The organism is Martinezella sp. CNPSo 3732 (genome assembly GCF_057784515.1).
In genome coordinates this window covers 153,548-163,786 of the sequence record NZ_JBXSOO010000014.1, presented here as the reverse complement: position 1 = coordinate 163,786, position 10,239 = coordinate 153,548, and the positions used below count along the sequence as shown (strand labels likewise).

Here is a 10,239-nt window from a genome sequence, read left to right as displayed (position 1 = left end):
GGAGAGAGCTATTTAGATCACGGCTCCATCGAACTCGTTTATCGTTGACAGCTAAAGTTAATCGACCAGCACGAGGAGCGTTTTCGCCCTCCTCGTCGAGTTCGCTATCACAAGGTGGGAGGAGAACTAGGCTTATCCACGAGCAAGCTCAGCCTGCTGCTTCCGATCGTTCCTTGTCGCCATTGTCCAACAGCGAACCAACGCGCTCATCAAAATTGCATATTCTCCGCGCAAATTTTCAGATCGCTCAATTTTTCATCAACCGCCCAGCATCCTCCTATAACAAAATCAATGGCTTGCGATCTGGCACACCACTTGCTTCGTGTTATTCGAGTTGGTGGCTAGGGTTCCGGCGCTCCATTGCGAGCGTGGCTGGTCCGAGAGCCACCACCGGCTGGGGGAGAAATCCCACCGGATGCACGGCGGGATAAAAGCCCGGGAGACCTCGTAAGCCAAGGGATTGGCGGCGCGATGGTCTTTGCCGATCCCTTTTTGACAAAAGCAAAAGGGGAATTTCAATGCAGACTTTTTCGAAAATCCTTTCCGTCACAGCCCTGTCCGTGTCGCTGGCCCTCGGGCTTGGTTCGGTCGCCAGCGCCGCGCCGAAGACCAGCTTCAAGGTCGCTTGGTCGATCTATGTCGGCTGGATGCCCTGGGGCTATGCGAGCGACCACGGCATCGTCAAGAAATGGGCCGATAAATACGGTATCAATATCGAGGTCACTCAGTTCAACGACTATGTCGAGTCAATGAACCAGTATACGGCCGGCGCATTCGATGCCGTAACGCTGACCAATATGGACGGCCTGTCGATTCCGGCGGCGGGCGGTGTCGACACCACGGCGGTCATCGTCGGCGACTTCTCGAACGGCAACGACGCCGTCATCCTCAAGGACAAGACGAGCCTTACCGACATCAAGGGCCAGAACGTCAACCTCGTGGAATACTCCGTCTCGCACTATCTGCTTGCCCGCGCCCTCGACAGCATCAAGCTCAGCGAACGTGACGTGAAGGTGGTCAACACCTCGGATGCCGATATGGTCGCGGCCTATAAGACGCCTGACGTTTCGGCTGTTGTCACCTGGAACCCGCTGGTTTCCACCATTCTCGAAGACCCGACGGCCAAGAAGGTTTTCGACAGTTCGCAGGTGCCGGGCGAAATCATCGACCTGATGGTCGCCAACAGCAACGTGCTCAAGGACAACCCGAATTTCGGCAAGGCACTCGCCGGCATCTGGTATGAAACGGCCGCGCTGATGAAGGCCGACACGCCGGAGGGCAAGACCGCCCGCGAAGCCATGGGCAAGGCATCGGGCACCGATCTCAAGGGCTTCGACGCACAGCTCGCTGCGACCCGCCTTTTCGACAAGCCCGCCGATGCGCTCACCTTCACCACCTCGCCGAACCTGCCGAAGACCATGGATCTGGTGCGCAACTTCCTCTTCCAGAAGGGGCTTCTCGGCAATGGGGCACCTTCCGCCGATGTCATCGGCATCGAAATGCCCGACGGTAAGGTTCTCGGCGACGGCAACAACGTCAAGCTTCGCTTCACCGAAGCCTACATGAAGTCGGTCGCCGATGGCTCGCTCTGAGCCTTCTTGAACGGCGGCGCTAAGGCGCCGCCAGCCATTCCTTCCGCGGAGCCATTCATGCGTTGGATCAATACCAAGCCAAGTCCCGGTGCACAGCTTGCCTTGACGCTCTTGCCCTTTGCGCTGCTGATCATTGCCTATGCGATCGGTTCCGCCGCAAGGCTTGCCGAAAACGCCAATGACAAGCTGCTTCCGAATTTCGCCGGCTTTGCCGACGCCATCAACCGCATGGCCTTCATCGCCGATCCTCGCACGGGAGATTACCTCCTGTGGTCCGATACAGGAGCAAGCCTCATCCGGCTGCTTTCCGGCCTTGGCATCTCCACGGCGATCGCGCTTTGCCTGGGCATGCTGATTGGCATGCTGCCCTATTTGAGAGGGCTTCTGTCTCCCTTCGTCGCCGTCATTTCCATGGTGCCACCGCTGGCCCTGCTGCCGATCCTCTTCATCGTCATGGGCCTCGGGGAAACGTCGAAGATCGCCCTCATCGTCATTGGTGTTGCGCCGACGATGGTCCGAGACCTGGCCCTGAAGGCACTGGAATTGCCGCGCGAACAGATCGTCAAGGCTGAGACGCTTGGTGGCTCTTCCTGGCAGATCGCCCTCCGCGTCGTGCTGCCGCAGATCCTGCCGCGGCTGATCACGTGCCTCAGGCTGCAGCTCGGGCCGGCCTGGCTGTTCCTGATCGCCGCCGAGGCAATCTCATCCGATTCCGGGCTCGGCTACCGCATCTTCCTCGTCCGCCGCTATCTCTCGATGGACGTAATCTTTCCCTATGTCGTCTGGATCACGCTGCTCGCTGTGGTCATGAACTACCTGCTCGACCGTATCCGCATCGCCGTCTTCCCCTGGTCCGAACTGGAGAAGCAGGCATGAGCGAGCTCAGAATAGAAAGGGTCTGGAAGGAATATGGCGATCAGATCGTGCTTGAGGATGTCTCGCTGACGGTTGCCTCGCGTGCCTTCGTCGCGCTCGTCGGCCCCTCCGGCTGCGGCAAGTCCACCTTCCTGCGCATGCTTTTGGGGCAAGAGCAGCCGACGCGCGGTACGATCCTGCTCGATGGCACAGCTCTGCCCTCGGAACCCGGCGCCGATCGCGGCGTCGTCTTCCAGCGCTATTCCGTCTTTCCGCATCTGACGGCGCTCGGCAACGTACTGCTCGGCGAGGAACTTGCCTGCTCGCGCTACAAGGCAAGGCTCTTCGGCTCGGCGCGTCGCAATGCCATCGAGGAGGCACGTCAACTTCTCGCCGAAGTCGGCCTTGCCGGCGCCGAGAACAAATACCCGGCCCAGCTTTCCGGCGGCATGCAGCAGCGCCTAGCGCTTGCCCAGGCGCTCATCATGCGACCGAAAGTGCTGCTGCTTGATGAGCCATTCGGTGCGCTCGATCCGGGCATCCGCGCCGAAATCCATACGCTGATGAAGCGCGTCTGGCACGAAACGCAGATGACCGTGGTCATGGTGACCCATGACATGCGCGAGGCCTTCACGCTTGCGACCCGCGTCGTCGCCTTCGAGCGCCGCCGCGACCGGCCGGAGGAGAAGGAGCGCTACGGCGCCACCATTGCCAAGGACATTTCCATCTGGCCGCCGCGCATCGCCGGCGCAGCTTCGATCTTTGGCCCCGACCGGGACGGCCCGGTCTCTTCCCTGGGGCACCGCCGGGACGACCTGGCACCATCGGGAGACATTTAGCCATGCAGCATGTGAGACGTTCACCGGAAGACATCGCCGCCAATCGCGCACGGTATGAAGACCATCAAAGAAAGGGGCTGGAATTCGCGCCAAAGGTATTGCCGGCACCAAGCCCGCTTCCCGCCCCGCCGATCGACCCCGCCCTTGTCCTCCACCACGAAACCCTGCCCGGCGGCTGGTACTGGTCGACGCGCATCAGGGCGGGTGAGACGCTGCGCATCGCACAGACGCAGGGTTTTTCCGCGGTGTCGCTGATCGCCTGGAACGAAGCGGATTCAAGCGAACGGCTGAACCTCGTCGACACCGTCAAGGTGCAATGGACTACAGCGCTATCGAGGGGCCGGGTGATCTTCTCCGACATGGGCCGCGTCATGTTCTCGGTGACGGAAGATTCCTCCGGCGCCCATGATTGCCTGATGGGATGCTCCACCGCCGCCTCCAACGAGGCAAAATATGGCCAAGGCCTGCGCAACAGCCGCGATAATTTCATCCTGCTTGCGACGAAAGCAGGCTTGGATCGGCGCGATATCCCCGCCGCCTTCACCCTTTTCGCGCCCGTCCGAGTCGACGCGGACGGCAAGTTCGCCTGGAAACCGGAACTACTGCACGATGGCGATTATATCCATCTTCGCGCCGAAATGGACATGATCGTCGGCTTTTCCAACTGCCCTCACCCGCTCGATCCAAACCCGCATTACGCACCGAAACCGGTGACCGTGACCCGCATTGCCGCCCTGCCGATCGCCGAAGACGATCTGTGCCGCACGGCCACGGCCGAAGCCGTGCGCGGCTTTGAAAACAACGCATTCGCCAATCTTTGAGCCGAGAGAGACGATCATGAGCGATTTCATTCAGACCGCGCCTTCCCGCACGCTCGACAAGGCGGTGCAGGATCATTTCATCGCCGCCGAGGCTCCCTTCTCGACCATCGTGCGCAAGGGTCAGACGCTGCGCATCGAAGACAGCTACGGCCAGCAGGCGATCGATACGCTGTTCTACAATGCCGGGGATTATTCCGAGCGCTATTCCAACCAGGACACGATGCGTGAACAGGGCGCTGCCTATATCACCATAGGCACACGGATCATCTCCAACGAGGGGCGCGTCATGCTGACGATGACCGCCGACAGCTGCGGCCGTCATGACACGTCGGCGGGCGCCTGTTCCTGTGAGAGCAACACGGTCCGCTTCGGCCATGGCACGAAATATCTTCACGCCTGCCGAGACAATTTCGTGCTTGAGGTCTCCAAGCACGGCATGAGCAAGCGCGACGTCGTGCCCAACATCAATTTCTTCATGAACGTGCCAATCGAACCATCAGGTGAAATGACGATCGTTGACGGCATCTCCGCGCCTGGTGATTATGTCGAGCTCAAGGCCGAAATGGACGTGCTCCTCGTCATCTCCAATTGCCCGCAGATCAACAATCCCTGCAACGGCTTCGACCCGACGCCGATCCGTGTCCTCGTATGGGACGGTGAGGCCTGAGATGTTCAAGAAAATACTGATCGCCAATCGCGGCGAGATCGCCGTCCGGATCATCGGGACGCTGCGGCGCATGGGCATTACCTCCGTCGCCGTCTATTCCGATGCAGACCGTTTCTCAAAGGCATCCCTGATGGCCGACGAAGCCGTCAGGCTCGGCCCGACGCCGGCCTTGGAAAGCTATCTCAATGTCGATGCAGTCATTGCCGCCTGCAAGGCAACCGGCGCCGAGGCCGTACATCCGGGCTACGGATTTCTGTCGGAGAATATCGGCTTTGCCGAACGGCTGGCAAAGGAAGGCATCGTCTTCATTGGGCCGACGCCGGACAATATCGCCGCTTTCGGGCTCAAGCACACGGCGCGGGAGCTGGCGCGCGCAAGCGGGGTGCCGCTGCTGCCGGGCAGCGGCCTCGTCGAAACCAGCGAAGCGGCGCTCACTGCCGCGGCAGAGATCGGCTATCCGGTCATGCTGAAATCGACAGCCGGCGGTGGCGGCATCGGCATGCAGCTCTGCGACGATGCCGTGAGCCTGAAGTCCGCCTTCGACAGTGTGCAGCGCACCGCAAAAGCAAGCTTTGGCGATGCCCGCGTCTATCTGGAGCGCTTCGTTTCCAAGGCTCGGCATGTCGAGGTACAGATCTTCGGCGACGGCAAAGGCCGTGTGATCGCGCTTGGCGAGCGCGATTGTTCGTTGCAGCGCCGGAACCAGAAGGTGATCGAGGAGACGCCCGCGCCCGATCTTTCGCCTTCGGTGCGAGAACGTCTGCACGCAGCTGCGGTCGCACTCGGCGCCTCCGCCCACTATCGGTCCGCCGGCACGGTCGAATTCATCTATGATCCCACGCGCGAGGAATTCTACTTCCTCGAGGTCAATACCAGGCTTCAGGTTGAACATCCGGTCACCGAGGCCATCTACGGCATCGATCTCGTCGAATGGATGATCCGCCAGGCGGCCGGCGAAGAAGTGATAACAGGCAATGAGCAGCTTGTTCCGAAGGGTGCCGCGATCGAGGCGCGCATCTACGCCGAGATGCCGCATGCGGGCTTCCGGCCGAGCGCCGGCCTTTTGACCGAAGTTATCTTTCCGGAAAACACGCGCGTCGACGGCTGGATCGAGACGGGCACGGAGGTCACCCCTTATTACGACCCCATGCTCGCCAAGGTGATCGTGGCAGCCGAAGACCGGCCAGCCGCGATCGAGAAGCTCAAGCTTGCGCTTGCACAAAGCTCCATCTCCGGCATCGAAACCAATCTCGACTATCTGAAGGCCATCGCCGGATCGGATCTGCTGGCCAGCGGCAATGTGGCGACGACGGCGCTGAAGGATTTTCCCTTCGTGCCCGACGTCATCGAGGTGGTGGCGCCCGGCGCGCAATCGAGCATTCAGGAGCTTCCCGGCCGGCTGGGGCTCTGGCATGTCGGCGTGCCGCCGAGCGGGCCGATGGACGAGCGCTCGTTCCGCCACGCAAACAGACTGGTCGGTAATACCGACGAGACCGCGGCCCTGGAGCTGACCGTCTCGGGCCCGGTGCTCAAGATCTTCTCCGACGTGATGATCGCATTGGCGGGCGCTCGCATGCCGATGACCCTGGACGGCGTTCCGTTACCCCACGACGAGGCCGTTATCGCCAAGGCAGGGCAGACGCTTGCCATTGGCGCCATAGAAGGCCCGGGCCAGCGTGCCTATCTTGCCGTTGCGGGCGGCTTTGCCGCGCCGCTTATGCTCGGTTCCAGGGCAACCTTCGGCCTCGGCCGCTTCGGGGGCCATGCCACCGGCACGCTCCAGACCGGCCATGTGTTGCGGCTGGCACGCACACCCCAGCCCGAGGCCAAGCCGGCGGACATGCCGGCAGCCCTCACCCGCGCTTGGGAGGTCGGTGTCGTCTACGGACCGCACGGCGCGCCGGACTTCTTTCTGGACGACGATATCGAAACGCTGTTTTCGACCGAATACGAAGTGCATTTCAACAGTGCCCGCACCGGCGTGCGCCTGATCGGCCCTACGCCCAAATGGGCGCGCAGCGACGGTGGCGAGGCTGGTCTTCACCCCTCCAACCTTCACGACAACGCCTATGCGATCGGCGCGATCGACTTCACAGGTGACATGCCGATCATTCTTGGTCCCGATGGACCGAGCCTCGGCGGCTTCGTCTGCCCGGCGGTCATTGCACGCGATGAGCAATGGAAGATGGGGCAGTTCAAGCCGGGCGACAAAATCCGCTTTCATCCGGTAGCGCGTAGGGAAGACGCCCTTGCCGGCCCGACGGTTCACCGCGCGCCAGAAGAGACCGGATCGGCGATTGTCGGTGAGAGCCGGGACGGACCGGTGCCGGTCGTCTATCGCCGGCAGGGCGACGACAACCTGCTCATCGAATACGGGCCGATGACGCTGGATATCGCGCTTCGCCTGCGCGTGCATCTGCTGATGCAGGCAGTCGTCGATGCACGCCTGCCTGGGATCATCGACCTGACGCCCGGCATCCGTTCGCTGCAGATCCATTATGACGGTACGACGCTGACGCGGAAACGCCTCCTTGGCCTTTTGACCGAGATCGAGGCAAAACTGCCGCCAGCGCAAGAGGTAAAAGTCCCAAGCCGGATCGTGCATCTGCCGCTCTCCTGGAACGATCCGCAGGCCGAGCTTGCTATGCGCAAATATCAGGAGCTCGTGCGCCCGAATGCGCCATGGTGCCCCTCCAACATCGAGTTCATCCGCCGCATCAATGGTCTGCCCGACGAGCAGGCGGTGCGCGACATCGTCTTTGATGCCAGCTATCTCGTGCTTGGCCTTGGCGATGTCTATCTGGGTGCGCCGGTCGCAACACCGGTCGATCCGCGCCATCGGCTGGTGACGACGAAATACAATCCAGCGCGCACTTGGACACCCGAAAACGCCGTCGGCATCGGCGGTGCCTATATGTGCATCTATGGCATGGAGGGACCGGGCGGCTACCAGCTCTTCGGCCGCACGATCCAGGTCTGGAACAGCTGGCGGCAAACGCCGGTCTTTGCCAAGGACAAGCCGTGGCTTCTCAATTTCTTCGACCAGATCCGCTTCTTCCCCGTCACGCATGAGGAACTGAATGAGGCGCGTGCGGCCTTCCCGCACGGTGGCTACCCGATCAGGATCGAGGAGACGGAATTCTCCTACGCTGCCTATGAGGCGGACCTCGCACGCGAGGCTGCGGCGATCGGTGCTTTCAAGTCCAGGCAGCAGACAGCCTTCGAGGCGGAACGGCAACGCTGGAAAGAGTTAGGACTTGACAGCTTCTCGGTCGACGAAGGCGCCGGCCCTGCCCTTGCGGGAGATGTACCGGAAGGTTGCTTCGGCATCGAAAGCGCGGTGCCCGGCAATGTTTGGAAGATACTTGTCGAGGAAGGCCAGCCGGTTGCGGCCGGCGATACTTTGGCCATCATCGAGTCGATGAAAATGGAAATCACCGTCACCGCCCACGCTGCGGGACGCGTCCGCGACCTGCGCGCAGCACCTGGGCGCAACGTCAAGGCCGGCGACGTGCTTGTCATTCTGGAGGAAATCTGATGCTGCCTACCATCCTCGACCTAACCTCGTTGAAGGAGGCTTATGGAGCAGGTCTATCGCCGCTCGACCTCGTGGAAGAGATCATTGTGAGATGCAAAGCATCGGACGACCCGGCAATCTTCATCACGCCGACATCTCCGGAGGCGCTGCGAGCTGCAGCTGCGGAATTGCTGGCGACGGCACCGGAGCCAAATAGCCTGCCGCTTTGGGGCATACCCTTCGCGGTCAAGGACAATATCGATGTCGCAGGTCTGCCGACGACGGCCGCCTGCCCGGCCTTTGCCTATCACCCTGAGGAGGACTCGGCGGTGATAGCGCGTCTGAGGGCTGCCGGCGCCATCGTCATCGGCAAGACCAACCTCGATCAATTCGCAACGGGCCTCAACGGCACGCGCTCGCCCCATGGTGCACCCCGCTCCGTTTTCGATCGCGCCTATGTCTCCGGCGGTTCCAGTTCCGGTTCCGCGGTTGCCGTAGCCGCTGGTCTTGCCTGTTTCTCGCTCGGCACCGATACGGCAGGCTCCGGCCGGGTGCCGGCCGCCTTCAACAATCTCGTCGGCATCAAACCGACGCCCGGGCTTGTTCCCAATGTCGGGGTGGTGCCGGCTTGCCGCAGTGTCGACGTCATAACAGTGTTCGCCGCAACCGTCGGTGATGGCATCGCCGTTCGCCGGATCATGGAAGGTTATGACGCACGAGATCCGTTCTCGCGGGAGGCAACACCGACGACCCTTCCATCAGCACGCCCTCGCGTCGGCGTGCTCGCCGGAGCCGAGCGCGAATTCTACGGCAACACAGATGTCGAAGCCCTCTACGATGCCGCAATCGACAGGGCGAGATCGCTCGGTGCGGAGATCGTGCCTTTCGACTACACCCCTTTCCGGCAGACCGCCGAACTGCTCTACAGCGGCCCCTGGGTTGCCGAGCGTCTGGCGGCCGTCAAGGATTTCCTCGCAACTAACGCCGGCGATTTCGATCCGACGGTCAGAACCATCATCGAAGGGGCGAAAGGCTACGACGCAGTCGCCGCCTTCGAGGGCAAGTACAGGCTGGAAGCATTGCGGCAAAAGACGAAGGTGGAGTGGGAGAAGGTCGATTTCCTGATGCTGCCGACATCCCCCACGACCTATACGGTCGAGGAAATGCAGGCCGATCCGATCGGCAAGAACAGCCATTTCGGCCGTTACACCAATTTCGCCAATCTGCTTGATTGCGCGGCAATTGCCATACCCGCAGGCTTCGATGCCGACGGCCATCTGCCAGCCGGGGTCATGCTGGTCGGGCCTGCCTTTACCGACGATGCTTTGGCGCCTTTCGCCGATGCCATGCATCGAGCGGCAAATAGCGGTATGGGCAAGGACCGCACAGCGGCATTGCCGGACAAAAGCCGTGTGACACCCGAAGCCGCCGACGTCGTTCCAATCGTCGTTGTCGGCGCGCATCTGACCGATATGCCGCTCAACCACGAGCTCACCGGAAAAGGCGGATACAGGATAAAGGCGGCCCGAACGGACGGCAGTTACCGGCTTTTCGCCCTTCCCGGGACGGTGCCGCCAAAGCCGGGACTGGTGCGCGACCCGAGCTTTGCCGGCAACGGTATCGAAATCGAGGTATGGGCGTTACTGCCTGCCGCATTTGCCCACTTCGTCCAGAATATCCCCGCGCCGCTAGGGATCGGCAAGATCCTGCTTGAGGATGGCAGCCATGTTTCCGGATTCCTCTGCGAGAGCCACGCCGTAGCTGGCGCTAGAGACATCACCGAATTTGGTGGCTGGCGAAATTTCATTCGCGCTGCGAATACCACGACGTGAAGGAGATACGAGATGAGAAAGATCTTCTTACGGGCATTGCAGATCATTCTTCATGGCCTGACGGCGAGAACCCAGGCAATTGGCAGCCTTGATCGGCCTCAGTTTCACTCCGCTCG

General features: G+C 61.5%; 7 protein-coding genes and 1 riboswitch. All 7 genes read left to right on the top strand.

Features of this window, described 5'->3' with window-relative positions:
• Nucleotides 1-330: 330 nt before the first annotated feature.
• Nucleotides 331-444, top strand: a riboswitch (guanidine-I (ykkC/yxkD leader).
• Nucleotides 445-518: 74 nt separating this feature from the next.
• From AC13RM_RS21750 to atzF, 7 genes are read left to right on the top strand one after another with little or no spacing between them, the layout of a single operon-like run.
• A complete protein-coding gene (locus AC13RM_RS21750) occupies nt 519-1,592 on the top strand; it encodes a putative urea ABC transporter substrate-binding protein (RefSeq protein WP_488555539.1) in 1,074 nt (357 codons plus the stop codon).
• A gap of 57 nt (nt 1,593-1,649) precedes the next feature.
• On the top strand, nt 1,650-2,468 hold the full coding sequence (locus tag AC13RM_RS21745; RefSeq protein ID WP_440478415.1) for an ABC transporter permease: 819 nt from the start codon (nt 1,650-1,652) through the stop codon (nt 2,466-2,468).
• Nucleotides 2,465-3,286, top strand: a complete 822-nt coding sequence (locus AC13RM_RS21740; protein ID WP_374819692.1) for an ABC transporter ATP-binding protein — start codon at nt 2,465-2,467, stop codon at nt 3,284-3,286. Before AC13RM_RS21745 ends, AC13RM_RS21740 begins: the two co-directional genes overlap by 4 nt.
• A gap of 2 nt (nt 3,287-3,288) precedes the next feature.
• On the top strand, nt 3,289-4,107 hold the full coding sequence (locus AC13RM_RS21735) for an urea amidolyase associated protein UAAP1 (RefSeq protein WP_374819694.1): 819 nt from the start codon (nt 3,289-3,291) through the stop codon (nt 4,105-4,107).
• 16 nt (nt 4,108-4,123) lie between these two features.
• The gene (locus AC13RM_RS21730; RefSeq protein WP_374819696.1) at nt 4,124-4,774 is read left to right on the top strand and encodes an urea amidolyase associated protein UAAP2; all 651 of its coding nucleotides are present in this window, start codon (nt 4,124-4,126) and stop codon (nt 4,772-4,774) included.
• Nucleotide 4,775: 1 nt separating this feature from the next.
• The gene (gene uca / locus AC13RM_RS21725; protein WP_488555538.1) at nt 4,776-8,312 is read left to right on the top strand and encodes an urea carboxylase; all 3,537 of its coding nucleotides are present in this window, start codon (nt 4,776-4,778) and stop codon (nt 8,310-8,312) included.
• Complete coding sequence (gene atzF, locus AC13RM_RS21720) at nt 8,312-10,123, top strand: allophanate hydrolase (RefSeq protein WP_374819700.1); 1,812 nt, start codon at nt 8,312-8,314, stop codon at nt 10,121-10,123. Before uca ends, atzF begins: the two co-directional genes overlap by 1 nt.
• Nucleotides 10,124-10,239 lie beyond the last annotated feature (116 nt).